Annotated in this window: 20 protein-coding genes and 3 tRNA genes; 7 read left to right on the top strand and 16 right to left on the bottom strand. The window is 38.5% G+C overall.

Annotation, left to right across the window (positions count from 1 at the left end):
• Positions 1 to 21: 21 nt before the first annotated feature.
• Positions 22 to 1,824 carry an aminopeptidase P family protein gene (locus F886_RS15490; protein WP_005307191.1) on the bottom strand — a complete coding sequence of 601 codons (1,803 nt, stop codon included), beginning with the start codon at positions 1,822 to 1,824 and terminating at the stop codon, positions 22 to 24.
• On the bottom strand, positions 1,821 to 3,380 hold the full coding sequence (locus F886_RS15485) for a peptide MFS transporter (RefSeq protein WP_081402194.1): 1,560 nt from the start codon (positions 3,378 to 3,380) through the stop codon (positions 1,821 to 1,823). The genes F886_RS15490 and F886_RS15485 overlap by 4 nt, the downstream gene beginning before the upstream one ends.
• Positions 3,381 to 4,108: 728 nt before the next feature.
• Here F886_RS15485 and glnA point away from each other — a divergent pair.
• The 5 genes from glnA (at position 4,109) to F886_RS15460 (ending at position 8,920) form a co-directional block, all read left to right on the top strand.
• The gene (gene glnA / locus F886_RS15480) at positions 4,109 to 5,524 is read left to right on the top strand and encodes a type I glutamate--ammonia ligase (protein WP_171056845.1); all 1,416 of its coding nucleotides are present in this window, start codon (positions 4,109 to 4,111) and stop codon (positions 5,522 to 5,524) included.
• A gap of 126 nt (positions 5,525 to 5,650) precedes the next feature.
• On the top strand, positions 5,651 to 6,160 hold the full coding sequence (locus F886_RS15475; protein ID WP_004790961.1) for a chorismate--pyruvate lyase family protein: 510 nt from the start codon (positions 5,651 to 5,653) through the stop codon (positions 6,158 to 6,160).
• Positions 6,157 to 7,035, top strand: coding sequence for a 4-hydroxybenzoate octaprenyltransferase (ubiA, locus tag F886_RS15470; protein WP_005307183.1), 879 nt, complete (start codon positions 6,157 to 6,159; stop codon positions 7,033 to 7,035). Before F886_RS15475 ends, ubiA begins: the two co-directional genes overlap by 4 nt.
• Before the next feature lie 112 nt (positions 7,036 to 7,147).
• Positions 7,148 to 8,605, top strand: coding sequence for an alpha/beta hydrolase family protein (locus tag F886_RS15465; protein ID WP_005307181.1), 1,458 nt, complete (start codon positions 7,148 to 7,150; stop codon positions 8,603 to 8,605).
• 114 nt (positions 8,606 to 8,719) lie between these two features.
• Positions 8,720 to 8,920 carry a hypothetical protein gene (locus F886_RS15460; RefSeq protein ID WP_005307179.1) on the top strand — a complete coding sequence of 67 codons (201 nt, stop codon included), beginning with the start codon at positions 8,720 to 8,722 and terminating at the stop codon, positions 8,918 to 8,920.
• 11 nt (positions 8,921 to 8,931) lie between these two features.
• On the opposite strand, the gene F886_RS15455 is transcribed toward F886_RS15460, so the two are convergent.
• The 6 genes from F886_RS15455 to F886_RS15430 all read right to left on the bottom strand — a co-directional run bounded on the left by F886_RS15455 (position 8,932) and on the right by F886_RS15430 (position 11,526).
• Entirely contained in the window at positions 8,932 to 9,375 is a 444-nt protein-coding gene (locus tag F886_RS15455) for a DUF2726 domain-containing protein (protein ID WP_005307176.1), read from the bottom strand.
• A 56-nt stretch (positions 9,376 to 9,431) separates the two neighbouring features.
• A tRNA-Asn gene (locus tag F886_RS15450) sits at positions 9,432 to 9,507 on the bottom strand.
• Between the two features lie 181 nt (positions 9,508 to 9,688).
• Positions 9,689 to 9,764: transfer RNA gene (locus F886_RS15445), tRNA-Asn, on the bottom strand.
• An 8-nt stretch (positions 9,765 to 9,772) separates the two neighbouring features.
• Positions 9,773 to 9,848, bottom strand: a tRNA-Asn gene (locus F886_RS15440).
• Positions 9,849 to 9,993: 145 nt separating this feature from the next.
• Complete coding sequence (locus F886_RS15435) at positions 9,994 to 10,620, bottom strand: superoxide dismutase (RefSeq protein ID WP_003650584.1); 627 nt, start codon at positions 10,618 to 10,620, stop codon at positions 9,994 to 9,996.
• Between the two features lie 147 nt (positions 10,621 to 10,767).
• Positions 10,768 to 11,526: a Nif3-like dinuclear metal center hexameric protein gene (locus F886_RS15430; RefSeq protein WP_005307172.1), complete on the bottom strand. Its 759-nt coding sequence runs from the start codon at positions 11,524 to 11,526 to the stop codon at positions 10,768 to 10,770.
• A gap of 194 nt (positions 11,527 to 11,720) precedes the next feature.
• On the opposite strand from F886_RS15430, the gene F886_RS15425 reads away from it, so the two are divergent.
• Complete coding sequence (locus F886_RS15425) at positions 11,721 to 12,896, top strand: S1C family serine protease (RefSeq protein WP_005307170.1); 1,176 nt, start codon at positions 11,721 to 11,723, stop codon at positions 12,894 to 12,896.
• A 44-nt stretch (positions 12,897 to 12,940) separates the two neighbouring features.
• Here F886_RS15425 and F886_RS15420 read toward each other — a convergent pair whose 3' ends face one another.
• The 6 genes from F886_RS15420 to ahcY form a co-directional block, all read right to left on the bottom strand.
• Positions 12,941 to 14,179 (bottom strand): multifunctional CCA addition/repair protein, encoded by a 1,239-nt coding sequence (locus F886_RS15420; RefSeq protein WP_005307166.1) that lies wholly within the window; start codon positions 14,177 to 14,179, stop codon positions 12,941 to 12,943.
• 91 nt (positions 14,180 to 14,270) lie between these two features.
• The gene (locus F886_RS15415) at positions 14,271 to 16,541 is read right to left on the bottom strand and encodes an NADP-dependent malic enzyme (protein WP_005307164.1); all 2,271 of its coding nucleotides are present in this window, start codon (positions 16,539 to 16,541) and stop codon (positions 14,271 to 14,273) included.
• A 238-nt stretch (positions 16,542 to 16,779) separates the two neighbouring features.
• Positions 16,780 to 19,632 (bottom strand): EAL domain-containing protein, encoded by a 2,853-nt coding sequence (locus tag F886_RS15410; protein ID WP_005307160.1) that lies wholly within the window; start codon positions 19,630 to 19,632, stop codon positions 16,780 to 16,782.
• Positions 19,633 to 19,766: 134 nt separating this feature from the next.
• Positions 19,767 to 20,489, bottom strand: a complete 723-nt coding sequence (locus F886_RS15405) for a 16S rRNA (uracil(1498)-N(3))-methyltransferase (protein WP_005307157.1) — start codon at positions 20,487 to 20,489, stop codon at positions 19,767 to 19,769.
• Positions 20,490 to 20,507: 18 nt separating this feature from the next.
• The gene (metF, locus tag F886_RS15400; RefSeq protein WP_005307154.1) at positions 20,508 to 21,344 is read right to left on the bottom strand and encodes a methylenetetrahydrofolate reductase [NAD(P)H]; all 837 of its coding nucleotides are present in this window, start codon (positions 21,342 to 21,344) and stop codon (positions 20,508 to 20,510) included.
• Between the two features lie 74 nt (positions 21,345 to 21,418).
• Positions 21,419 to 22,801, bottom strand: a complete 1,383-nt coding sequence (ahcY, locus tag F886_RS15395) for an adenosylhomocysteinase (RefSeq protein ID WP_005307152.1) — start codon at positions 22,799 to 22,801, stop codon at positions 21,419 to 21,421.
• 222 nt (positions 22,802 to 23,023) lie between these two features.
• Here ahcY and F886_RS15390 point away from each other — a divergent pair, with 222 nt between their 5' ends.
• Positions 23,024 to 23,560 carry a cysteine peptidase family C39 domain-containing protein gene (locus F886_RS15390; RefSeq protein ID WP_005307151.1) on the top strand — a complete coding sequence of 179 codons (537 nt, stop codon included), beginning with the start codon at positions 23,024 to 23,026 and terminating at the stop codon, positions 23,558 to 23,560.
• 38 nt (positions 23,561 to 23,598) lie between these two features.
• Here the strand turns inward: F886_RS15390 and F886_RS15385 are convergent, their stop codons facing one another.
• Positions 23,599 to 23,982: a carboxymuconolactone decarboxylase family protein gene (locus F886_RS15385; protein ID WP_000043120.1), complete on the bottom strand. Its 384-nt coding sequence runs from the start codon at positions 23,980 to 23,982 to the stop codon at positions 23,599 to 23,601.
• 106 nt (positions 23,983 to 24,088) lie between these two features.
• On the bottom strand, positions 24,089 to 26,551 hold the full coding sequence (locus F886_RS15380) for an acyl-CoA dehydrogenase (RefSeq protein ID WP_005307146.1): 2,463 nt from the start codon (positions 26,549 to 26,551) through the stop codon (positions 24,089 to 24,091).
• Positions 26,552 to 26,758: the final 207 nt, after the last annotated feature.

Raw genomic sequence — 26,758 nt, 5'->3', positions numbered from 1 at the left:
TGCCTGAGTTAAAAAAGAAGATTAAATCGCTCTAGTGTTATAAATCAGCCAGTCTAAAACATCGCCAGACAAGTGTTCAACTAGTCTTTCTTGAACAGTTTGATGGTAACGATTTAACCAATCTTTCTCTTCATTCGTTAGCATATCAACAACGATACAATCTAAATGAATCGGGCAAAGGGTCAGCGTTTCAAATTCCAAGAATTCACCGTAAGTTTTTTCAAATCCAGAGTGAAGTTTGTTTGCAACCAGATTTTCAATGCGAATACCATATTGTCCCTCATGGTATAAGCCCGGCTCGTTAGAAATAATCATTCCTTCACGCAACTTACTATAAGCATGTATAGGCGCGTAATAAGAAAGAACTTGCGGACCTTCATGAACGTTAAGCGCAAAGCCTACGCCGTGGCCTGTTCCATGTCGATAATCTAAACCATATTGCCATAAAGTATTACGACAAATTGAATCGAGTAGAGGAGCAGCTAAACCTTCTGGATAAATCGTTTTTGCCAAAGCAATGTGACATTTTAAAACCAAGGTGTAGTCACGTTTTTGTTGCACTGTTGGCGTGCCTACAGGAATAACACGAGTAATATCCGTTGTTCCATCTACATATTGCCCACCTGAGTCAATGAGTAATAGACCATCACCTTCAATGAATGAGTAGTGCTCTTCAGTTGCACGGTAGTGGGGTAGAGCACCATTAGCATTAAAGCCAGCAATCGTTGAAAAACTTGGCCCTATAAAACCCTCTTGCTGAGCACGGAAAGCTGTAATCTTTTCATCAATGCTAAGTTCTGAAATACTTTCACCGTGATGAAGTGCTTTCTCTAACCAATGGAAAAAGTGGCAAAGCGCGACTCCATCTTTAACCATTGCATGACGGATATGAGTAATTTCACTTTCATGTTTACGCGATTTAAAAAGCGTACTCGGGTTGATGTCATATATAACCCGAATATCTTTTGCGATGGTTTGTTCATGAAAAATCGAGACTTTGGCTGGATCTAACAGTACCGAGGCATCTGAAATATTTGCTAAAAACTTAGCTGTATCTTCGTAGTTACGAATTTCAATACCATCGGTTGCCAAAGCTTGCTGAATGCTTACATCAACTTTTTCAGCATCAATAAAAAGAACAGTTTGTTTTGCACTGATATATAAATGTGAAAGGAACACAGGGTTATATTCTACATCTTGCCCACGTGCATTTAAGATCCATGCAATATCATCTAAAGATGAAATGAAATGACCCGCAATATTCTTGCTATGTAAAGTTTCACGAATAGCCTGAATTTTTTCTTTACGAGATAGGGCATTTAGCCCTTCAGGCATGAAATGAATTTTCTTTGATGGAAGTTCTGGGCGGTTTAACCAAATCTCTCCGACTAAATCTTGCTGGGTTTCGAGTTTATAATTATTAACTCGTGCAGTATGTTCGAGTGCCTTAAATTGCTGAATTGATAAAGTATGCCCATTTACCACAATGACTGATTCTGGTTGTAGATTTTTTTCAATCCAAGCGAGATGTGTTGAAGATTCATCACTTGTTAATTTTTGAAGATCAAAGCCAGTTCCAACAAGTTGTTGCTCAGCTTGTACCCAATAGCGACCATCTGCCCAGAGGCCAGCAAAGTTTTGGGTCACGACGAGCGTACCAACCGAACCACTAAAACCGCTTAACCACTGCCTTGCTTTCCAGTAGTCTGGTAAATATTCTGACATATGTGGATCGGCACTCATCACAATCAAAGCATCTACATGCTGATTGCGCATGAGTTCACGAAGTTTCTCAAGTTTTTCTGGAACAGTTAAAACGCTCATATAGTTTCCAACTCAGGTTGAACTTTACTGGTACTTTTGTTCATTAATCTATTGATAGGTTTCTTTAATAAAAATAACACGATTGCGCCAATCACTAACGCTAAAACACATCGCATAAATAAGGTAGGTAAATGATTAATGCCATCTGCCGATACATGCCCGCCAATTAAACCAGCGATAAGATTACCTAAAGCTGAACCTGTGAACCATAGACCCATAATTTGACCACGTATAACATCAGGTGCAAGTTTAGTCATGGTAGATAGGCCAATCGGGCTTAAGCAAAGTTCGCCGATAGTAAGTAGAAATAAAGTACCTACTAACCAAAATGGTGAAACTAATCCACCTGCAATAGCAAAACGGCTTGCAAATGACATCAACAAGAAACCGCCTGCTGCCAGTAAAAGTGCAATAATAAATTTACTGATATAACTTGGGTCTTTATTTGACTTACCAAGTTTAGCCCAAAGCCATGCTGCAATTGGGGCAAAAATAATAATAAACAGAGCATTAATTGATTGAAACCATACTGCTGGAATCTCAAATCCGAAAACAATACGGTCTGTGTAATCTTGCGCAAATAGGTTAAAAGATGTTGGTTTTTGCTCAAAGGCAGACCAAAAAAGAGCTGATGTTGCTAATAAGACAAAGCAGATAATAATTTTAAATTTTTCATGTTTTTCTAAACCAAGGAAAAATAATAAATAGATAAAATAAGCGATAATTCCAACGCCGATTCCGACTGTTAAATAAGTTGCTACCGCGACTGGATTGATATGAATAACGCCAAAGAAAGTAAGAGCAATAACGAATGCAACAGATAGTAAAAAGGAGAAAGCAATTTTTGGCGCATTTCTATTTTCTACGACAGGTTTATTCCAATTGTCAGTTTGCTGACGCAATTGGTTGAATGATTGTAGCTGAGGAATGGCTAATGCACGGAAGAGAAGTAATGCAATCAACATTCCAAGGCCGCCAATCCCAAAACCTAAGTGCCAGCCATGATCGCGAGCCAATATACCTGTAATAAGCGGGGCAATAAACGACCCCATATTAATCCCCATATAAAAAATGGAGAAGCCGGCATCTCGTCTACTATCCTGAGCTTTATATAATGTTCCGACAATCACTGAAATACAGGTTTTAAATAAACCTGATCCAAGAACAATAAGGACTAAACCGAAATAAAAAAAGAATTGATCGAAGATGGGTGTAAGCGCAATTGATAAATGACCGAATGCAATAATGAGGGAACCATACCAGACGGATCGTGCTTGACCTAACCAGTTGTCGGCAATCCAACCACCTAAAACGGTCATTAAATACATAGAGCCTGCAAATAACCCAACAATTGCGGCGGCAGTAGGACGATCAAGACCTAAACCCCCATCATTGACCATCGCGACCATATAAAGAACGAGTAAGGGGCGAATTCCATAGTAAGAAAAGCGTTCCCATAGCTCTGTAAAAAATAAAGTTTTTAAGGGTTTTGGATGGCCGAAAAAAGCGGTGTCACATTGTTCGAGTTCATGCTTCATTTCAAATCCTTTGAAGATATTTGTAGTTTAATAAGCCAAACTTTTAGTTTGTTTAGTTATAAAAAAAAGTTATGTTTTATTTTTTAGATTTTTTTAAATTGAAAAGCAAGTTGGTCATGTATAAAAAAGGTATATAACAAATGGTAAAAAAACTTTGGTTTCTTACTGCACCAAAGCTGACCAAAACCTATTTCACGGCAGAGAACTTGATAAGCGAAAGAAAACTAATTTTATAAAACTTCAGTATTTATTGAGGTAAGGAATGATTCGATCGGTGAATTTTTTAAATTTTTGAGAAGTATTTTTTGAAGAGATATTTGCATTAGAACTTTTGGCAAAGGCATGAATAGATATAGAAGAGGCAGCTAAAGGTTAAAATTTTATAAGTCATCTTTTATTATTTTCATTCATTGTAATAAGAAAGTCAGCTTTATATATTAGAAAGTATTATGATCATGAATGACTGTTAGATATTGATGCGATGATTCATATTGGCGCAACAATTTTGCACTAAATTAGGGCGATTGCGAGCTATTCTTGTATGCCATAATTTGAAAATGTCTGAATATGGTGCATTTAACTATGCAAACAGTATAATGGGTTCAAGACAAGGGACCTAAATCATGGATAGTTATAAGCAATTCAATGTTTTAGGTAAGTCTTATAAAGTTGGTATGAGAATTGCTATATAAATACCAGCAATTAACACGCACTTAACAAGTGCAACAAAATTTCATTGGAGCAAAATGAGCATGGCGAACAAGGTCCTTCAACTCATACAAGAAAGTGGCGCAAAATGGGTCGATTTTCGCTTTACTGATACTAAGGGTAAAGAACAGCACGTAACTTACCCAGCTGATTCTATTGATGAAGATACTTTTGAAGACGGTAAAATGTTTGATGGTTCTTCAATCGCTGGTTGGAAAGGCATTGAAGCATCTGACATGATCTTACGTCCAGATGCAGAAACTGGTTTCATCGACCCGTTCTTTGCTGAACCAACTGTAGTTGTGACTTGTGACGTTATTGAACCTTCAACTGGTCAAGGTTATGAGCGTGACCCACGTTCGATTGCTCGCCGTGCAGAAGAATACTTAAAATCTACAGGTATCGGTGATACTGCATTCTTTGGTCCAGAACCAGAATTCTTTGTATTTGACGAAGTGAAGTGGGACATCGATATGTCTGGCGCTCGTCATACATTAATCGCTGAAGAAGCTGCTTGGTCTACTGGTAAAGATTACGAGTCTGGTAACTCTGGTCACCGTCCACGTGTTAAAGGCGGTTACTTCCCAGTTCCTCCAGTTGATTCTTCACAAGATATGCGTGCAGAAATGTGTGCAAAAATCGAAGACATCATGGGCCCAGGCCGTGTAGAAGTACATCACCACGAAGTTGCTTCTTGCCAGTTAGAAATTGGTGTGAGCTTCAATACACTTGTACGTAAAGCTGACGAAGTTCAACAGTTCAAATATGCTGTTTGGAACGTTGCTCACCAATATGCAAAAACTGCAACCTTTATGCCTAAACCAATGGTAGGTGATAACGGTTCTGGTATGCATGTTCACATGTCTATCTCTAAAGATGGCAAGAACTTGTTTGCTGGTGATGAATATGCAGGCCTTTCAGAAATGGCATTGTACTTCATCGGTGGTGTTATCAAGCACGCTCGTGCATTGAATGCAATCACAAACCCATCTACAAACTCATACAAGCGTTTGGTTCCTCACTTCGAAGCGCCAATCATGCTTGCTTACTCAGCACGTAACCGTTCCGCTTCTATCCGTATTCCATACGTTTCTAGCCCTAAAGGTAAGCGTATCGAAGCTCGTTTCCCAGACCCAATGATGAACCCGTACTTAGGTTTCGCTGCATTGTTAATGGCTGGTATCGACGGTATCCAAAACAAGATCCATCCGGGCGAAGCTGCTGATAAGAACTTGTACGATCTTCCTCCAGAAGAAGAAGCAAAAATCCCAACAGTTGCTCATAGCTTAGATATGGCTCTTGAAGCACTTCAAGCAGATCACGAATTCTTGTTAAAAGGTGGCGTGTTCACTAAAGAAATGCTTGATGCATACATTGAACTTAAAACTGAAGATGTACGTCGTCTTAACACGACTACTCACCCAGTTGAATTCGATATGTACTACAGCTTGTAATACATATTTTCATAAAAAAGCCTGCTTATGCAGGCTTTTTTATTGCTTGGAATGTTGATTGAATTCTCTACGTTTTTTATCAAAAAATTGGGGTAAACTAGGTGCGAGTTTTCATGTGAGCAGATTATGCGTAAACGACAACCAGTACTTAAACAGGAAAAGACTTTAAATCCTGAATTGAAAACATGGTTGTATGCGTCTGGTTCACTGACCCAACAATTGACTGAACTTGGCGGTGGTCAGTTTAGTGTAAAGCCTTTTCAAGAACATTTTCAGCGTTTAACTTTTGCAGATAGTCAGTGGATGAAGATGTCTCATGCTCACACTTCGTGGGTGAGGGAAACCTATTTATATGGCTGTGAAGCAGAGCCATGGGTGAAAGCAAAAAGTATTTTTCCAATTCAAAGTTTACAAAAAAAAGCCCGTATATTTCAGCACATTGGTTCTAAGCCAATTGGCTTTTTTCTATTTCAAAGAACAACACCACTTTGTGACCGCCGTGTCATTCGTTTGCCTGAGGGCTGGACACGACAAAGTTGCTATACTTGGCATGGATGTAAATTTATTGTTCAAGAAACATTCTTACCGGCTTTTGAAGCTTTTTTAAATCAGCAGCACGACAAGGAATTACTATGACGACTGCAACAAGCATCACATGGCGTCAGCGTTTAGAGGCTTATTATTATCTCTGCCGATTTGATAAGCCCGTTGGAACAGAGCTCGTCTTTTGGCCAACCATGTGGGCACTTTGGATTGCAGCAGAGGGAATGCCACCTCTACATATTCTTTTGGCGATGGTATTGGGTACAATTTTTATGCGTGCCGCTGGCTGTGCAATTAATGACTTTGCTGATCGAAAAGTGGATGGTCATGTAGAGCGTACGAAAACACGTCCTTTGGCAACAGGGGTAATCCGTCCAAGAGAGGCGGTGTATGTATTCTTAGCATTAGTATTTGCCAGTGCTTGTACGTTGTTCTTTTTACCTATCGCGACGTTCTACTGTGCATTAGGGGGCTTGGCTTTAGCATTTGTATATCCTTTCATGAAACGTTATACCCATTTACCGCAAGTCGTGTTAGGTATGGCATTTTCTTGGGGTATTCCAATGTCATTTACTGCAATGGGTAAGCCTTTAGATATAACGTGTTGGCTAATTTATTTTGGTAATCTGGCTTGGACAGTGGCTTTTGACACTCAATATGCAATTACAGACCGTGAATATGATTTAAAAATTGGTGTGAAATCTACCGCTATTCTTTTTGGTCGATATGACATCCAGATTATTGCGCTTTTACAAGCAACTAGTCTTGTTTTGATTGGCACTGCACTGTATTTAGAAAATATCTTATTTCCATGGGCGATCATTGCTTTAATTGTTGTTGCATTTGATTTTGTATATCAAACAATTAAAACCAAAGACCGCAACCCCCAAGCATGTTTTTGGGCATTCCGTCACAATCGCTGGGTTGGATTAATCATTTTTCTAGGAATATTTTTAAATTTCATATAGTAAAAATGACCGCAAGGTTGAAAAGTGTTCTATGCAGGGCACTTTTTTTATGTCTTAATATTCGTGCATAAAAAAATATGCGGAATAAATAATACATAAAAAAGGATATTCTATGAAACGGTCAAAAATTGCTTTAGCTATAACATTATCGGTTTCAACATTATTTCTTGCAGCATGTAATGACAATGATGATGACTATGTTGGCGTAAACCCTGATAAAACCTATCTGTCTGAAAGTAATTACGCTATAGATCAAGTTGATAATGCTTCAACGATTAAAGTAATGACTTATAACATGGCAAATGTTCAAGGAAAAACAGCAACTGCCACAGCACTGGTATTGTTCCCCAAAGCGACTCAGCCTAAAGATGGTTACCGCGTGGTCGTGTGGGAGCATGGAACTGTTGGGGTGGGTGATGGTTGTGCGCCAAGTAAGAATACAATTAATCCACGATTTAAAATCCTAGCTGAGACTTTATTGGCGGCTGGTTATGTGATTGTGGCACCAGATTATGAGGGTTTAGGTACACCAGGAGTGCATCCGTACTTAAACTTATCTAGTGAAGCAAAATCAGCGCTTGCTGCAGTTAAAGCGGTAAAAGAGCATTATGGTGCCCAGTTAAAGGGTGACTGGATGTCGATTGGTCAGTCACAAGGTGGGCATGCATCTTTAGGTACTGCTGAATTTGCCAATACGGATGCAAGTTATAAGGGTGCTGTAGCTGGAGCACCTGCTTCAAGCTTGGGAACAATTATTCAAATTTATATTGATCCTGCAATGAATCAAGACAGTGGTTATAAGCTTAGTAAATTAGATCAGGCAATTACAGCACGTAGACAGATTGATGCAGCGATTGCTGCAGGTCAAATGTCTCCCAATGATCCACTAGCACTTGCTGTACCTACAATTGATAAAACTGCAGAGGGTTATGCTGAGTTGTTAGCATATGCAGCATTCGCAAGTGCAGGGATTAAAGCACAGCAACCAAACTATGACTTTAAGACAATTTTTACATCAGGAGCGGCTGACGTTGCAGAATTGGCTTATGGGCGTACAGGTGATGATGGTGCATGTTTAAGTTATCCTGCACCTGATAGTGCAAATGGCTTGCAAGAGAAATTTAAAGCAGGAATCTTAACTTTCTTGGCTGATCCTACACATCAAATTACACAGTATGGTATTGATCTGAATAAATTTAAGGCAGATCAAGTTGTTCAAAACTTTTTGACAGCAACCCAACCTGCGACGAATGCTACAGTCGAGAAAGTCATTAAAACACCTGTATTTATTATTCAAGGTGAAAAAGATCAAGCTGTATTGCCTGTAGTCACACAAGGTTTATTCGCGAATATGAAAGCGAATGCTTTGAAATTTTTCCCACAAGCAGCCTATGATAAAGGCTATAAGCTAACTATTGTACCGAATGCAACCCATACACAAGCAATCATATGTCAAAATGCCAATGCTGTAGATTTCATTCAAGCAAATATGTCAGCTGGTACGGGTATTGTACTAACAGATGCTCAGAAGGATGCTAGCCAAAGTCCTCACTGCACAGGTAAATTCTAAGATTTAATTATCTAATTAAAAAATTAGCTTTAAAAAAGAGCCACTTTATAGCGGCTCTTTTTGTTATATTGTCACGCATATTAAAATTGATATCGTTTGAGTTTGAAGTTAGTCATGAGCCAGCAACCTGTTGAAAAAAAATCTGTTCCTTGGTTATTAATGGGATTAGGTTTGCTTATTCCTTTTTTTATTATTGGAATACTTTTCTTGGCTGCAAAGAGTGATGCTAAGACTAAAAAACAATATGAACAGCAACGTTTAGAGATGGAAAAAAGAATAGCTGAAAAAGAAGCAGTAAGTTCTGAAAAGAAATAATAACAATGCTTTTAATGAATATCCTTTTGTAGCTGACGTACACTTGGGATGTTTGTATAACGTCTTACTAGATAACCTGCTTCTGTGAGCATTTGATCACGAATACGGTCTTCTTCTGCTTTTTCAAGATGAGTAGGGTCATCTAGCTCAATAATGGCAATTACTTCCATCTTGTCGTTAAGCACAACGAAATCGGTAACTTTACGGTTGAACTGACTACGAATTTTATAGTCATTGCTGGTAATCAAAGCACTAAAAGCCACTTGTGCTAAAACATGATAACTTGGAAAACTTTGTTTTAAACGAATAAACATCTGAGTTTCAAAGTTCGTAATGACAGGACGAGCAAAGAATTTTTGTTTTGGAAATAAATAGGGGCGTAAACAAACAACAAGAAAAATGCAGGTGCTTAAGCAACCTAAAACAATAAAAAATAAGTGACTCGATTCGAACATGTGAAGGCATCATACAAATAAAAACCCACTCATGATGAGTGGGTTTTTAAGAATCTTGGCTCTCCAACCTGGGCTCGAACCAGGGACCTGCGGATTAACAGTCCGTCGCTCTACCGACTGAGCTATTGGAGAATCTGGAAAAGGATTTTAGGGAGGAAAGAGGGCTGGGTCAAGTCTTAATAACGGAATTAGTCAGAATATCTAATCGTTTGGTTTAAAAATATTCGAAACATTGATTTTATTAAAAATAATAGAAAATTATTAAATGATTAGATAAGAAAAAGCCCGCAATAGATGCGGGCTTTTAGAATCTTGGCTCTCCCACCTGGGCTCGAACCAGGGACCTGCGGATTAACAGTCCGTCGCTCTACCGACTGAGCTATGGGAGATTAGTAGATGGCTCTCCAACCTGGGCTCGAACCAGGGACCTGCGGATTAACAGTCCGTCGCTCTACCGACTGAGCTATTGGAGAATCTGATGCGCATTTTATGGATGAAATCTAAAAGCGTCAATAAGAATATTAAAGAAAATGAATCGTTTGCTTGATTAATATGCTTTTGTCGTATTAAAAATAAAAAAACCACCCAAAATAGGGTGGTTTTTATAAAGAAATAAAATTATTTCTCTACGCCTGCTGGTTGGCCTGCAAGTTTTGCATTTGCATAGTCCCAGTTCACTAGGCTTTCTAAGAAAGTTGCGATGTATTTAGGACGTAAGTTACGGAAATCGATGTAGTAAGCATGTTCCCATACGTCAATTGTTAATACAGCAATTTGACCATGTGCAAGTGGAGTGTCTGCATTAGAAGTTTTAGTAATAGATAATTTACCGTTTACTTCATCAGCAACTAACCAAGCCCAACCTGAACCGAATTGAGTTGTTGCCGCAGCAGCAAATTCTTCTGCAAATTTTTCGTAGCTACCAAAAGCTTCTTCAATTTTAGCAGCGATTGCGCCAGTAGGTTTACCACCACCATTTGGCTTCATAGAATTCCAGTAGAATGTATGGTTCCAAACTTGAGCAGCGTTGTTGAAAATACCAGCTTTAGATGCATCACCAGCAGTTGCTTTGATGATTTCTTCTAAAGTTTTACCTTCAAGGTCAGTTCCTTTGATTAAGTTGTTTAAGTTAACAACATAGGTATTGTGGTGTTTATCGTGATGGTATTCTAAAGTTTCTTTACTGATATGTGGCGCTAAATCATCATAGCCATATGGAAGTGCAGGTAAAGTAATGGTTGTCATGTTCCTATTCCTTGCATTTGCTGGGTTATACAATATTAAGTGGCTCTATTGTAAATGATTCTGTTCACAATAGGGCATCGTTTTAAAGAACTATACACAATAAAGATCTAATTAATACGCATAACACAGATTGAAAAAAAGACTTAATTAAATCGGATTATTCAATTCAAAATATTCACTTTCAATAGCGAACTGCTGTGAAATTGCTTGTGCCAATCGCTGAACTCCATAACGTTCAGTTGCATGATGACCACAAGCAAAATAGTGAACACCTAATTCTTTTGCTTCATAGAAAGTTCGTTCACTGACTTCGCCTGAAATATAAGCATCACAATTTTGCAAAGCTGCTTTAGCAATAAAATCTTGAGCGCCGCCTGTACAGAAACCTACTTTTTGAATGCTTTGTTTTCCTGCTGGTAAATGAATCACCTTAAAATCAAAACTGTTTTGTAGTTTTGCTTTAAATTCGTCCACAGAAAGTGCTTGCTCTAAATACCCAATATTACCAATCGGATGTTTCTCGGTTAAATCAAGTGGTTCTAAATTCTGTAAATTTAATTTCTCTGCAATGGCTACATTGTTGCCCAAAGTTGGGTGGGCATCTAACGGCAGATGGTAAGCGACTAATGAAATATTATTTTGAATAAGTTTTTTAATGCGGTTACCGCGCATTCCTGTAATTGGGTACGGTTCGCCTTTCCAAAAATAACCATGATGTACAAGTAATAGATCCGCATTTTGAGCAATTGCTGCATCAATCGCGCCTTCGGAAGCAGTAACCGCACAAACGATACGTTTTACTTCAGTTGAACCTTCAATTTGCAGGCCATTTGGTGCGTAATCTTTAAATTCTGCTGCTTTTAAGGTTTGGTCGCACCACTGAATAATTTCATGCAAATTCGCCATGATATTTCCTGAATTGAGTAGTAAATAATTGCTAAAGCTATAGAAACATATTTTGTTGTGTAACTAAAGCTAGACAAATCTTTTTTGAGTTTTTTGTGTATATCGACATATTTAATTTAAAATGCTTAACTGAAAACTCTTTTTGTTCAATATATTAATTTAATTAAAAACTTCTTTTCGTAGAGGATCTAAACGTGCGCCGCACCTTTACATGGTTACCTTGGGTGTTACTTATTATTGTAATTGCCAGTTTTATTGCATGGCAAAAATACCATCAACCGAAACCAACTGTTGCAGTTGATGGGGTACAAATGCCTGCCGAGAAAGTTGAGCCATTGGTTGATACTTCACGAACGGGCGGGGTGGTGTCTTATAGTGCTGCGGTAAAAGTTGCAGCGCCGGCAGTTGTTAATATTTTTACGACCCAAAAAGTTAAAAAAAATCATCCATTGTTAAGCGATCCAGTATTCCGCGAATTTTTTGGAAATCAGGTTCCTGAACAACAACAGCAAAATGAAAATAGTTTAGGCTCTGGGGTTATTGTACGTGCTGATGGTTATATTCTTACCAATAATCATGTGATTGCTCAAGCTGATCAAATTGTAGTTGCATTACGTGACGGACGTCGTGCGGAAGCAACGATTGTTGGAACGGATCCAGATACAGATTTAGCAGTCATTAAAATCGATTTAGATAAATTACCTGTGTTGCCATTTAAGCTCAGCGGTAACGAAGTGGGTGATGTTGTCTTGGCGATTGGTAACCCATTTGGTGTAGGGCAAACGGTAACTCAAGGTATTATTTCTGCCACTGAGCGCTCTGATTTAGGCATTAATACCTATGAAGACTTTATTCAAACCGACGCCGCAATTAATCCAGGTAACTCAGGTGGTGCATTAATTGATGTTGCTGGTAATTTAATTGGAGTAAACACAGCTATTTTCTCTCAGTCAGGTGGTTCTTTAGGTATTGGCTTCGCAATTCCAGCTAAAATTTGCCAACAAGTATTAAACTCGATTTTGAAAGATGGTCGTGTAGTTCGTGGATGGTTAGGCATTAGTTTAGTACCACCTACACAAGACGATGTCTTGGCACCAAAACAGCAAATTGGTGTAGTTGTTGCTGATGTATTAAAAAGTGGTCCAGCGGCTTCAGCAGGTATAAAAGTTGGTGATAAGATTGTTCAAGTAAATAATGAACCAATCACTTCGGCATCTCATTTGATTAATTACGTTGCATTACAAGCGCCTAATAGCGAAATTAATGTAGTGGTTGAGCGAGCTGGGAAGCAAGAAAACTTTGTAGTAACAGTTGGCGAAAGAAAAAACCAAAATAGTCAATCTCAATATATACCGTTACCTAAACAGTAAAATAAAAAAAAGCCTCGTAATGAGGCTTTTTTTATTAGCTTAAATTAAGAATGTGTCGGTGTCTGATGTTGATGTTTGAACTCAGTTAAAGCATCAATGCGGTACTGAATTAACATTTCTCCAATTTCAGCACCTTTAATGTTTTCAGGTAAATCCTGAACTTTAATAGAACGAACCACTTGCATTGCATCTAACATATATTGAGCTTGAGGATAGGGGCGATCTTCTAGACCTAGTCTTCCTCTAGCATCGCACTCACACGCCTGTACAAAAGCCTCGACTCTTTCAGGACGGCGTAATACATCAAGGCGTTGTAATAAACGCCATACCGTTCCTGGTTTTAAAGACATAATCTGATGACATTTTAAATGCTCTTTACACACCGATAATGCCAACTGTCGAGTTTGAGTTGGAACTTTTAAACGTTCGCATAGTTCGGTAACGGGTTTCACGCCACGTTCTTCATGCATGATATGGCGCGGAAGTTCATTAACTGGCGTTAATGCTTTACCTAAATCATGTACTAAAACAGCAAATCGAACATCAAGCGAGTAGTTTGATTTACATGCTTGTTGTAAAGACATTAGGGTATGTATGCCGCAGTCTACTTCAGGATGATATTCAGGGCGTTGTGGTACACCAAACAATGCGTCAATTTCAGGGAAAAGATGTTTTAACGCACCGCAATCTCGTAATGTCTGAAAATAAATATCTGCATGATCTTCTAAGAGTGCACGTGAAGTTTCTTTCCACACACGTTCTGGTGTTAATGCATCAAGTTCACCTGACTCGGCCATCGTTTGCATGAGTTGTAAGGTTTCAGGTGCAATATGAAAGCCATATGCAGAATATCGAGCTGCAAAGCGTGCGACACGTAAAACACGTAAAGGGTCTTCAGCAAAAGCTTCTGAAACATGTCGTAAGGTTTTATTTTCTAAATCAGTTTGACCGCCATAGGGGTCATATAATTTGCCATCTTGATCCATTGCTATGGCATTGATGGTTAAATCACGGCGAATTAAATCTTCTTCTAAACTTACCGTGGTATCAGTAAAAAACTGAAAACCGTGATAACCCTTACCGGACTTTCGCTCAGTACGTGCAAGTGCATATTCTTCTTTCGTTTCAGGATGAAGAAACACAGGAAAATCTTTGCCTACAGGTTGAAAACCTTGGGCGAGCATATGTTCAGGTGTTGCTCCGACCACAACATAGTCTTTTTCTTGATAGGGATGCCCAAGTAGAGAATCTCGGACGGCACCGCCTACTAAATACACTTGCATGAAAAAACCTCTATTCTTCAAGCAATCATGCTACAGAATAGAGGTTTTCTCAAGTCATTAGACAGGCTTTTCGTAAAAAGCTCTTTCTAAATTACTTTTCTTGTTGTTGGATTTCCGCAACAGTTAAAGCAGTCATATTGATAAGACGACGAGTCGTTGCTGTCGGTGTCAAAATATGAACAGGTTTTGCTGCGCCAAGCAAAATTGGACCAATAGTAACGTTGTTACCAGAAGTCGCTTTCAACAAGTTAAATGAAATATTTGCTGCATCTAGGTTTGGCATAATGAGCAAGTTTGCAGAACCTTTAAAACGTGAACCAGGGAATGCAAATTGGCGAATGCTTTCGTCTAATGCTGCATCACCATGCATTTCACCTTCAACTTCAAGCTCAGGAGCTTGCTCAGATAAAATACGATAAACTTCACGCATTTTTTGAGCACTTGAATCAGTTTGATCGCTACCAAAACTTGAATGAGAAAGAAGTGCTACGCGTGGAGTAATACCAAAGCGACGTACTTCTTCAGCTGCCAAAATAGTCATTTCAGCAAGTTGTTCAGCAGTCGGGTTAGTATTTACATAAGTATCTGCAATGAACAAATTACGATCTTCAAGCATTAATGCATTTAATGTGAAGAAGTTATTCATGCCTTCTTTAAGACCGATAACATTGCGTACAAAGTCAAGGTGAATGTTATAGCTACTGTAAGTACCACATAACATACCATCTGCTTTACCGAATTTAACCAGTAGAGATGCAATTAACGTTGAACGGCGGCGAGCTTCACGTTGAGCATATTCAACAGTGATGCCTTTGCGTTGCATTGTTTGATAGTAATCTTTCCAAAACTCTTCATACATCGGGTTTTGTTCTTGATCAACAATCTCAATATTTACGCCATGTTGTAAACGTAGGCCTAATTTTTTGATATTTGCTTCAATTACAGCAGTACGACCTACTAAAATTGGTTTAGCTAAATCTTCATCAACAGCAATTTGTACTGCACGTAATACGCGCTCGTCTTCACCTTCCGCATATGCAATACGCTTTGGATCAGCTTTTGCTTGAGCAAAAATTGGTTTCATCAAGAATGCAGAGTTATATACAAACTCAGACAATTTTTGACGATACACCGCGAAATCTTCGATAGGACGAGTTGCTACACCTGAGTCCATTGCAGCTTTAGCAACTGCTGGTGCAATTTCTAAAATTAAACGTTGATCAAGTGGGCGTGGAATTAAATAGTCACGGCCAAATGAAGCAGATTTTTCACCATATGTTGCTGCATCAGCTTCAACATGAGCCATACGCGCAATTGCATGTACACATGCAATTTTCATGTCTTCATTAATCGTAGTTGCGCCAACGTCAAGTGCACCACGGAAAATGTATGGGAAACATAATGCGTTGTTTACTTGGTTTGGATAGTCAGAACGACCAGTTGCCATAATGACGTCAGAACGTACTTCATGTGCATGTTCAGGTAAAATTTCTGGATCTGGGTTTGCCAAAGCAAAAATAATAGGGTTCTCAGCCATCTGTTTCACCATTTCTTTGGTGAGAATACCAGCAGCAGAAAGACCCAAGAACATATCAGCGCCAGCCATTACTTCATGAAGCTGAGATGCTGAAATATCTTGAACATAACGTTTTTTAGATTCGTCTAAGCCTTCACGTGAAGTGGTTAATAGACCACGAGAGTCGGCAACAATGATATTTTCTTTTTTAGCACCAAGCGCACAAAGCAAGTCTAAACATGAAAGTGCTGCTGCACCTGCACCTGAAGCTACAATTTTGATTTCTTCAATTTTCTTATTTACAAGTTGCAATGCATTGAGCAAAGCAGAACCTACAATAATACTTGTACCATGTTGATCGTCATGGAATACAGGAATCTTCATACGTTCACGAAGTTTCTTTTCAATATAGAAACATTCAGGCGCTTTAATATCTTCGAGGTTGATACCACCGAAAGTTGGCTCAAGAGAGGCAACGATATCTACAATTTTATCTGGATCGTTTTCTGCAATTTCGATGTCAAAAACATCTACACCAGCAAACTTTTTGAAGAGAACGCCTTTACCTTCCATTACAGGTTTAGAAGCCAATGGGCCAATATTACCTAAACCAAGAACAGCTGTACCGTTAGTTACTACAGCAACCAAGTTTCCGCGAGCTGTATATTTAGCAGCAGTTGAAGGATCACGTTCAATCTCTAAACATGGCGCAGCAACTCCGGGTGAGTAGGCTAAAGCCAAATCTCGTTGGTTGACAAGTTGCTTACTTGGGGTAACGCTGATTTTCCCTGGGTTTGGATATTCATGGTAATTTAAAGCGGCCTGTTTTAAAGATTGATCGTCCATCTGAGTCTCTATTTGATACAAAAAAGCAAACTAGTCAAATCACTCATTCAGGGAGAAGGCAACTCAGTTCTTTTACTATGCTTTAATTTTTACCAATTAAGAGAATAGTAGACGAATTGCCAATAGCCCTGTAGTGAGCTAAATGCTAAAGAATATAACACTACTTCTTTATTTCTCACAGTCAAAAACGCTCATTTTTGGAAAAAGCAGCATATGTAAAAATAGAGAGTTGGAACAATTAATAAATATGCGAATCTGTTTGTAGATAAGGAATAATCTGCTCAGCTGGGATAGGGCGGCTAAAGAAATAGCCTTGTAAAAAATCACATTGCTGTTTTTGCAGATAGGCAACTTGTTCTTCTGTTTCTACACCTTCGGCAACCAATTTAAGACCCATACTTTTACCCATTGCAATCATGGCATTTACAATCGCTTCTTGTTTGTGATCACCAATTTTCGAAATGAAAGCACGGTCAATTTTTAGTACATCAATTGGATACTCTGTCAGGTAAGCCAAAGAGGAATAACCTGTACCGAAGTCATCTAGAGCAATTGAAATATCTCGTTGTTTTATCGCGTGTAATAGCGTTTTGACGTTATCCGTATTGTCTAATAAAGCCGACTCAGTAATTTCAAGTTCAAGATCAGAACCTTGAATATTATATTTTTGCAAAACTTCATCTAGATCATTAAGTAATAAGCCACGATGTATTTGCTGAGCAACAATATTTACAGAGACTTGAGCGTTTGTGTAGCCCGCGTTTTTCCATTCTTGTAATTGTTTTCCAACTTTATCTAAAACGACTTTACCAATATCTGAAATCAGGCTACTACGCTCAGCAAAAGGTATAAACATATTTGGCATGACTAATCCTTTTTCAGGATGTTGCCAACGAATTAATGCTTCAAAACCTATAATAGATTGATCTAGTAGATTAATTTTGGGTTGGTAATAAATGACAAATTCATCATTTTGAATGGCTTTACGTAACTCTTGTTCTAAATCAGCAGTTTTATATGGATGCTCTGCTTTATTGCAATAGTAAGAAATGGTGTTGCCCCCTAAGCGCTTTGCTTCTGAAAGTGCTTGTTCTGCATGGTTATTAAGATGGTCAATTTGCCGGCCATGCTCAGGAAAGCATGCCACACCGATAGATGCTGTAATAAAATATTCGTGATTATCAATATAAAAAGGTGCGTTGAGCGCTTGCAGGATGTTTTGGCAATATTGCTCAATATTTGGATGAATTGGAGAAATTTCATAAATAATTGCAAAATCGTCACTATTTAAATAGGCAACCAAAATTGCATTAATATTGATTAAGCGTAATCGTTGTGCGAACTGTTTAAGGAGTTCATCACCACTATCATTATTTAAAAATTCATTAAAAGCGCGAAAGCGGTCAATATTTACTCGTATTAGTGCTAAATTTTTAATGTTATATGAAGGGTTTACAAGATATTGATGTAATTGATTGTAATAGTAAAGACGATTAGGCAAGTGGGTGAGACTATCGTAATTTTTTAAATAGGATAGATGTTGTTCTTGACGTTTTTGCTCAGTGAGGTCACGTGCAAATCCAATATAATTTGTAATTTGATGGAACTCATCTTTGACCACATTGATGTGTAACCACAAATAGACGCTTTTGCCAGAACTAAACTTTTCATCAAATTGGCCCATATATTCCCCAGTTTCGAGGAGTTGTTGGGTAATTGAGGTATGAAATTGTTGTTGTAATTCTTTTTGATTAATCGCAATGCTAAATAATTCTTTATTTAGAAGTTCTGATTTAGAAAATCCAGTTAATTTTTCGTAGTAAGGGTTAATATCAATATAGTTCAGGTGTTCATCTAAAATGAATATGCCTTCTGCTGCTTGTTCAAGCACAATTGCCGATAGTCTTAAGTGTTCTTGGTCTTTTTTCTCTTGATGTATATCTCGGGTCATCCCAACCATACGAAGCGCTTTTTGTGTTTTGGGATCTCTGGTAATGACACGACCTACATCATGAATCCATCGCCATGAACCATCTCGACGTAAAATCCTGAAATTGATATTAAAATGATCTGTAATTCCTTCCAGATGTTGCTTTAAGCGCTCGTTAAACAGTTTTTTATCACTTGGATGTACGCGGTCTAAAATAGTATTGAGATGAATAACGGTCGTTTGTGTCTGCTTTTGTTGATCAAAAAACGTAATTTCTAATTTTTGATTTTCAATATCCCAGTCCCAAGGTCGAATGCCTGCCGTTTCATTTGCAAAAGCTAAATTGTAGTGGTGGCTTTCGAGTTGCTCATTCATTTTAGTGAGATCGTATGTGCGTTCACGTACCTTTTGTTCTAGTAAATGGTTATTAAATTGGAGCTGGGCTTCAATATCTTTCGATTTATTCACTTCTTGTTGAAGTTGTACACATAACTCTTCAGCCCACTGGGTATGTTGTTCTGAAATTTGAATGAGCTGTTTATTTCTAAATAATAGTTGAGAAATTTTTTGATAGTTACGTTGAGTTGCGTATGCACAGAGTATGGTAGCTATGAAAGCGATGTTATAGGCGAAATAAAAAGGCAGCTGAGTAATGGGTGTATGTGTAAATTGAGCAATTAATAGGGGTAATGTACTTGGAATAAATAAGAGATAAAAGTATCGAGGTTGTTGCGTTAAAAAAGTCAGTCCAATGATATGGGCAGAAGTGATAAACAAAGCAATTAAAATATGAGCATCTGGTAGGGTGACAAGCTCTTGAGGAAGATAAAAGTGAATAACCGTAACGGTTGCCCCTAATAAAATTCCTGAAATAAAACAAATACTTTGTAAGATAAGATCAGCTTTTTTAATAAAATTAATAGTACGATAGTGCGTTAAAATATTTGGAACAAATAATAGGCAGATAAGAGATGCAATAGTGAGGCCCATAGACCAGTTAAATATTGTTATTGAAGATAAAAAATAATAAGAAAAAATAGCGTATGAAATGAGACATAGCAGTATTAAGCTAACCAAATACCAGCGTATATATTGAATTGAAAGTTTTAGCTGCTCAATTTTTGTTTGATGCTGTAAATATTCTTCCTGAAGCCCAGACATAAGATTTTTCTATCCTATTTTTTTACATATATACAGAAAGAATCTGATTTATCAGTGATAAAGAATTTGAAATTTTATTCATACAATAAAAGTAAATTAACTTTAAATAGCGATTTAATCAATGTTCAAAGAACTTAGGTGGATAAAAACCGATAATTTAAAATAGATAAGGCGACGACTGGCGCAGTTTCTGTACGTAAAACACGATCACCAATACACCAGTTCATAAAACCAGCTTGATTGGCTTGAGTAATTTCATTCTCGCTTAAACCGCCTTCTGGTCCAATTAACAAGGCAAGTTCAGGTTGTATGCCTGCTAATACATCTTTTTGTTCTTTTTCTGGCGCTAAAACAAATTTAGATTGAGGAAGTTCTGAAGAACTTAACCATTCATTAAGAGAAATAGGGGCTAATACTTCTGGGACCAAGTTCAAGCCACATTGCTCACAGGCTGCAATTGCAACAGCTTGCCAGTGATCTAATTTTTTTTGATCTCGGTCATACTTTAAACGCATTTCACAGCGGTCACTGGTTAAAAGCTGAATCTTGCTTACGCCAAGTTCAGTGGCTTTCTGAATGGCATAATCCATTCGGTCACCTTTACTCATGACCTGACCAAGAACTGCTTTAAATGGGGCATTACGGTTATTAGGGTTGAAATTCTCAATTGTGACAAACGCATTTTTTTTATTAATTTCGCTTAATGTCGCGAGATATTCGCCACCTTGGCCATTAAATAGAGTCGCTTGTTCTTGTAATTGTGCACGTAAGACACGCACCCAATGATGAAATACTGATTCAGTTAGTTGAATAGTTGAACCAACTGTAAGTTCAGTTTCGATAAAAAAACGATTCATTGGGTACGCCTTACAAAATTAATTTAAACCAAGATCAACAACGAGTTGACGAGTTGGTTCGACTTGATTCATTGAATAGAAATGTAAGCTTGGTGCACCACCTGCGATCAGGTGTTCACATAGCTTCACAACAACTTCATGACCAAAAGCTTTAATACTCTCGCTGTCATCGCCATAGGCTTGTAATTGTTTACGGATCCAACGAGGAATCTCTGCGCCAGTACCATCAGCAAAGCGAATTAAATTGCTAGCATTGGTAATAGGCATAATGCCAGGAGCCACCGGAATATTGATTCCAGCTTTTTCCAGACGCTCAATAAAATAAAAGTATGAGTCTGGATTAAAGAAGAATTGTGTAATTCCTGCATTAGCGCCAGCTTGTACTTTTTCAATAAAACGTTGGATATCTGAATCAAGGTTTTCAGCTTGAGGGTGCATTTCAGGATAAGCTGCAACTTCTATATGAAAATGATCACCTGAATGCTCACGAATAAAACGTACTAAATCTTGAGCATAAGGAAGTTCGCCAAGCCCGACTTGACCAGAAGGTAAGTCACCGCGTAAAGCGACAATACGGTTAATGCCTTGGGTTTTATATAAATCTAGTAACTCAGCAATACGCGCTTTATCATCACCAATGCATGAAAGGTGAGGTGCAACTGGTGTACCTTTACCATTGAAATCGTCAATAGCAGCAAGAGTACGTTCGCGAGTAGAACCACCAGCACCATATGTAATCGAGAAGAAATCTGGATTTAATAGTTGTAATTCTTGATGAACAATACGAAGTTTTTCAGCACCGGCATCAGTTTTCGGTGGGAAAAACTCAAAAGAAATGGGTATACGTTTAGTCATGTCAAATCCTTGTAAACAGCGAAACAATATTTTTAGAAAAAAGGGCAGTCGGTTCACCGTCTGCCCTTAAGTTCTTAGTATTTGTAAGCGTCAGACTTGAATGGTCCCTCAACAGCAACACCTAAATAGCCAGCTTGCTCTTGAGTTAACTGAGTAAGTACACCGCCAAAACCTGCAACCATTGCCGCAGCAACTTCTTCGTCAAGTTTCTTCGGAAGAACTTCTACACGAATTTTTGCAGCTTTTTCACTTGCAGGAAGGTCAGCAAATTTCTCTTGGAATAAGTGAATTTGACCTAGCACTTGGTTAGCAAAAGAACCGTCCATCACGCGTGATGGGTGACCAGTTGCATTACCTAGGTTTACAAGGCGACCTTCAGAAAGAAGAATGAGGTAGTTATTTTCATCTTCAGAACGATAAACTTGGTGAACTTGTGGCTTAACTTCAACCCACTTGTAACCACGTAAATAAGCTGTGTCGATTTCTGTGTCGAAGTGACCGATGTTACATACAACTGCACCAGCTTTTAAGCTATCTAACATTGCAGCATCACATACGTGGTAGTTACCAGTAGTCGTTACAACAAGGTCAGTGTTGCCAAGTAAGTCGTGGTTAATATCTTCTTTTTTGCCTGTTTGTACGCCGTTTTTGTATGGAGATACAACTTCATAGCCATCCATACATGCTTGCATTGCACAAATTGGATCAACTTCAGTTACACGAACGATCATCCCTTCTTGACGTAAAGATTGAGCAGAGCCTTTACCAACGTCACCATAACCGATCACAAGCGCACGACGACCAGACAAAAGCATGTCAGTTGCGCGTTTGATTGCATCATTTAATGAGTGACGGCAACCATATTTGTTGTCGTTTTTAGATTTAGTAACTGAGTCATTTACGTTAATTGCAGGTACTTTCAAAGAACCGTCTTTCCACATTTCGATAAGACGTTGAACACCTGTAGTCGTTTCTTCAGTAATTCCGTGAATACGTTCTAAAAGAGCAGGGTATTTTTCATGAACAAGAGCAGTTAAGTCACCGCCATCATCCAAGATCATGTTGGCATCCCAAGGCTGACCATTAACATTCACTTGTTGTTCAAGACACCATACATATTCTTCTTCAGTTTCGCCTTTCCAAGCAAAAACAGGAATACCGCGAGCAGCAATTGCAGCAGCAGCATGGTCTTGAGTCGAGAAAATGTTACATGAAGTCCAACGAACTTCAGCACCTAATTCAACAAGCGTTTCAATAAGAACCGCTGTTTGAATGGTCATGTGAATACAACCAAGGATTTTTGCACCAGCAAGTGGTTTAGACGCTGCATAACGTTTACGTAAACCAATTAAAGCAGGCATTTCTGCTTCAGCAAGTTTGATTTCTTTACGACCGTAGTCAGCAAGAGAGATGTCAGCAACTTTATAATCTGTAAATGAAGCATTAACCGCGTTCATCAGGATCTCCTAGGGAAAAAATAGTATGGATCGTTCTGTTCGCGGATGCCGTTGTTGGTTAAAACGAGTGTTTAACCGATTGTCGAGCCTGGCAAATTGATCTTTAGTGCCGATCATTTGTCGCAGCATCCCTCGACTAGCGAAACATTGTACTTGGAAAAGCTTTTAGTGCCAATCCAGTTTTGTTTATTATCTGCCTAATTATCCTTATAGATTCAAATTATGGCAGTAAATATTCCCCAAGCTCTAGCAAACCTCGAAGCAAACTGTGGTGTTTTTGCGGTTTGGATGGTGCTTCAACATCATGGAGTACAAATTGATGTTGCTGAGTTGATTAAAGTTTGCCGATACGACGAAGGGGGCACCTATACTATTGCCTTAGCTGTTGCATTAAAGAAACTAGGATTTCAAGTGTCATTTCATTCAGATGAAGATCCTAATATTAGCCCAAGTGAACGAATGAGCTATAAAGAAGCAAAGGTATTGAAAATACCGACAGGGTCTGCCTTGAGCTATCAAGATATTCAAGCTGAAATTCAAAATGGCAAAATGGTGATTGTCTATTACGATACTCTAGCTGGAGTGGGGAACCAGTCACTTGTGTATTCAATAGATGAAAAAAATATCTGTTTCTTTGATAGCTTTGAACCGATGTCAGCAGCAGTTTTTGAAAAGCAACGTCAAGTAGAAGGGATTTGTCGTCAGGCTATCGTGATTGACGACCGTAATTTTCAGATGCATTCGACTAAATTAAATTAGATTAAAAAGAGCCAGTAGGCTGCTGGCTCATATTGAAATTATTTTTGTTGATATTCTTGAATCACTTCTAAAGCAGCACGAAAAGCTTCTTGTGTAGCAGGTGCGCCACAATATGGAAGGCTGTGCAATAAAGTTTCTTGAATCTCTTCAACTGTACAGCCATTGTTAAGTGCACCACGAACATGGCCTTTGAGTTCTGTGGGTGACTTAAGTGCAGTTAACATTGCCAAAGTAATTAATGAACGATATTTACGTGGTAATACGCCTTCACGCTGCCAAGTCGATCCCCATGCATGCTCGTTAATCCAGTCTTGTAAAGGCTGAGTAAAGGGTACGGTGTTTTCTTGGGCGCGTTTTACAAAAGCTTCTCCCATCACTTCTGTGCGAACTTTTAATCCATTTTCGTAATCTTGCTTAGACATTAATTTCTCCTAAAAATAAAAGCGTCGATTGACGCTTTTATGGCTGTTTATTAATTAATGTGAATCAAGTGTGATTGCAATAGTGAATTAGTGGAGGTATCAGTCACTAAATTTGATGAGGGTTTGATAAAGGAAGATCTTTATTTAAATCTTCATCAAATACATCTGTAAGCATGCTATCGAATCGAATTGCGTTGTATTGCAATAATTGTTGAGCTTCACTTTCAGTAATAAAACCTTCTTTTATTGCTTGTGCAATATTCTCTTCGAAAGTCAGTCCTGTAAATTTGCCTTTAGATTCAGCTTTTTTGAACTTATCCCAAAGTGGTTCAAGGGTTCGTAGAATTTGAAAAGTATGCTCTAAACGTCCAGTCACATCATCGGCTTTGGTTGAATAAAATACGTGATGCTTAAGCTGCTCTCTAAAAGGATGCTCTTGCATCATAAGTTCAGCGACTTGCTGTTTTAACTCATCGTCAGGTTTTGAAATGACACGGCCAAGAGGGAAACAGATCCATTTTACAAATGCCGCTGGAAGTTTAGCTGGGAAGTTTTTAAATAATCCCCAAAATGCTTCCTGAATATTCAAGAACGCTTTTTGTAGAGCTAATTTAGCGTGAAGTTGTTCGGCTTCAGTTTTTTGGCCAGCTTCATAAAATTTTAAAATCGCAGTAGAAATAAAGAGGTGCGCGTGAATATCTGCTAACCGTCCTGATAACATTTCTTTGCGTTTTAAGTCTCCTGCAAGTAAACCAAGTGACATATCCGAAACAAGCGCGAAGTTGGCACTAAAACGGTTAATTGTCTTATAGTAACTGGCAGTAAATTGATCTACTGATTGAGGGGCATCGTTTGAGCCACCACTCCAACCATAAGCAAATGATTTTGCCCCACGGTTAAAGGTATAAGCTAAATGTTTAAATAATAAATCATCGAATTTTTGAACTGCATTAGCTTTATCTTCAGATTGAAGGAGTTGTAATTCTTCAAAAAGATAAGGGTGACAACGCATTGAGCCTTGACCAAAAATCATCAATGAACGGGTCAAAATATTTGCGCCTTCTACCGTAATTGCAATTGGAATCGCTTGATAGGTAAGGGCAAGGAAGTTACGTGGTCCAAGTTGAATTGCACGTCCTCCAGCAATATCCATTCCGTGATTGACGACTTTACGCATCGTTTCAGTTGCATAATATTTTGCCATGGCAGTCATTACAGCAGGTGTTCCACCTTGGTTTAGGCCACATGTCACTAAATAACGGAATGCTTCAAGCATATAGGCATCGCTGGCAATTTCACTGGTCGCTTCTTGTACGCCTTCAAATTTACCTACTGAAATATTGAACTGTTGACGAATTTTTGCAAAAGCACCAACGGTTAAATAGCTCATTTCACCTGCTGCTGTTGCTAAAGCTGGAAGGGAAATACCACGGCCAACGCCTAAGCACTCCATTAGCATTCGCCAGCCTTTACCAGCATTTTCTTGTCCACCAATAATCCAGTCAATAGGAATGAAAACATCTTCTCCTTCTACGGTTCCATTCATAAATGGAGAACCTGGAAAATGACGTGCTCCTATTTTCACGCCTGCATGACTGGCAGGAATGAGGGCACAGGTAATTCCGTATTCTGTTTTATTTTTATCGCCGAGTAACCCTTCAGGGTCATATAGTTTAAATGCAAGACCTACGACTGTGGCAATTGGAGCAAGGGTAATCCAGCGTTTAGAGAAATTCATGCGCAAACCAAGAACTTGAGCACCTTCATATTCGCCGTAACAAACAACGCCTGAATCTGGAATGGCACCAGCGTCTGAACCTGCTTCTGGGCTGGTTAAACCAAAGCATGGAATTTCCTCACCTTTAGCAAGGCCCGGTAAATATTGTTGCTTTTGAGCATCAGTACCGTAGTGCATGAGTAGCTCACCCGGTCCCAACGAGTTTGGAACCATACAACTTACTGCAGTGGTGAGTGAGCGTGAAGCAATTTTGCTCATAATACGGCTTTGCGCAAATGAGCTAAATTCTTTGCCGCCAAAGGATTTTGGAATAATGAGGCCTAAAAAACCTTTGTCTTTAATAAATTGCCAAACCTCTGGTGGAAGATCTTTTAAGTGATGATGAATTTCCCACTCATTGAGCATGCTACAAAGTAGTTCAACTTCATTGTCGATAAAACTTTGTTCTTCTTCTGACAACGTTGGGTAGGGATATTTCTCAAATTGAGACCAATCAGGTGATCCCATAAATAACTCTTTTTCCCACCAACTGGTACCTGCCTCTAAAGCCTCTTGTTCAGTCGTACTGATACTCGGCATTGAGTTTGCTAATGTTTTATATGCAGGTTTAGTAATCAGGTTAAAGCGTAATGGTGCAAATAAAATAATGATACTAAGAGCAATGAGAGGGATACCTAAAATGAGAGCCCATGGCGTTAATATAAGTGCAGTAAATATAGCTACCGCAATCGTAATTACACTGCCAATGATTCGATTCAGGTTAAAAAAGAAAATTGCCCATATTGCAAAAAGCTGAATGACAATGCTTAAAACAAAGAGTAGAAAAATCATACTTGCTCCTTGCTAGATAAGCCCTCAAATTAGAAGTTACGAAAAAAGCGAGGAGAGATTTAAGGCTTAACTAGCTAATTTTTAATGCTGTTTAAATTTAATTTTTTATATCGCAATTGATGTATATGCTAGAGCAGGGATATATCGTACTTTTAGGTATAAGATATTTTTCAGTGAAAGTGTAATGGCTTGTTTTATCGATTTGTC

It is taken from the genome of Acinetobacter sp. NIPH 542 (assembly GCF_000369825.1).
In the GTDB taxonomy this organism is placed as follows: Bacteria; Pseudomonadota; Gammaproteobacteria; order Pseudomonadales; family Moraxellaceae; genus Acinetobacter; species Acinetobacter oleivorans.
Note: the sequence above shows the minus strand (reverse complement) of the source record. Positions and strands in the feature narration are given on the sequence as shown.

Coding starts and splice junctions, on each gene's coding strand:
- F886_RS15490 (WP_005307191.1), bottom strand. CDS start 1,824: ATGAGCGTTTTAACTGTTCCAGAAAAACTTGAGAAACTTCGTGAACTC.
- glnA (WP_171056845.1), top strand. CDS start 4,109: ATGAGCATGGCGAACAAGGTCCTTCAACTCATACAAGAAAGTGGCGCA.
- F886_RS15475 (WP_004790961.1), top strand. CDS start 5,651: ATGCGTAAACGACAACCAGTACTTAAACAGGAAAAGACTTTAAATCCT.
- ubiA (WP_005307183.1), top strand. CDS start 6,157: ATGACGACTGCAACAAGCATCACATGGCGTCAGCGTTTAGAGGCTTAT.
- F886_RS15465 (WP_005307181.1), top strand. CDS start 7,148: ATGAAACGGTCAAAAATTGCTTTAGCTATAACATTATCGGTTTCAACA.
- F886_RS15460 (WP_005307179.1), top strand. CDS start 8,720: ATGAGCCAGCAACCTGTTGAAAAAAAATCTGTTCCTTGGTTATTAATG.
- F886_RS15455 (WP_005307176.1), bottom strand. CDS start 9,375: ATGTTCGAATCGAGTCACTTATTTTTTATTGTTTTAGGTTGCTTAAGC.
- F886_RS15435 (WP_003650584.1), bottom strand. CDS start 10,620: ATGACAACCATTACTTTACCTGCACTTCCATATGGCTATGATGATTTA.
- F886_RS15430 (WP_005307172.1), bottom strand. CDS start 11,526: ATGGCGAATTTGCATGAAATTATTCAGTGGTGCGACCAAACCTTAAAA.
- F886_RS15420 (WP_005307166.1), bottom strand. CDS start 14,179: ATGCAAGTGTATTTAGTAGGCGGTGCCGTCCGAGATTCTCTACTTGGG.
- F886_RS15415 (WP_005307164.1), bottom strand. CDS start 16,541: ATGGACGATCAATCTTTAAAACAGGCCGCTTTAAATTACCATGAATAT.
- F886_RS15410 (WP_005307160.1), bottom strand. CDS start 19,632: ATGTCTGGGCTTCAGGAAGAATATTTACAGCATCAAACAAAAATTGAG.
- F886_RS15405 (WP_005307157.1), bottom strand. CDS start 20,489: ATGAATCGTTTTTTTATCGAAACTGAACTTACAGTTGGTTCAACTATT.
- metF (WP_005307154.1), bottom strand. CDS start 21,344: ATGACTAAACGTATACCCATTTCTTTTGAGTTTTTCCCACCGAAAACT.
- ahcY (WP_005307152.1), bottom strand. CDS start 22,801: ATGAACGCGGTTAATGCTTCATTTACAGATTATAAAGTTGCTGACATC.
- F886_RS15390 (WP_005307151.1), top strand. CDS start 23,024: ATGGCAGTAAATATTCCCCAAGCTCTAGCAAACCTCGAAGCAAACTGT.
- F886_RS15385 (WP_000043120.1), bottom strand. CDS start 23,982: ATGTCTAAGCAAGATTACGAAAATGGATTAAAAGTTCGCACAGAAGTG.
- F886_RS15380 (WP_005307146.1), bottom strand. CDS start 26,551: ATGATTTTTCTACTCTTTGTTTTAAGCATTGTCATTCAGCTTTTTGCA.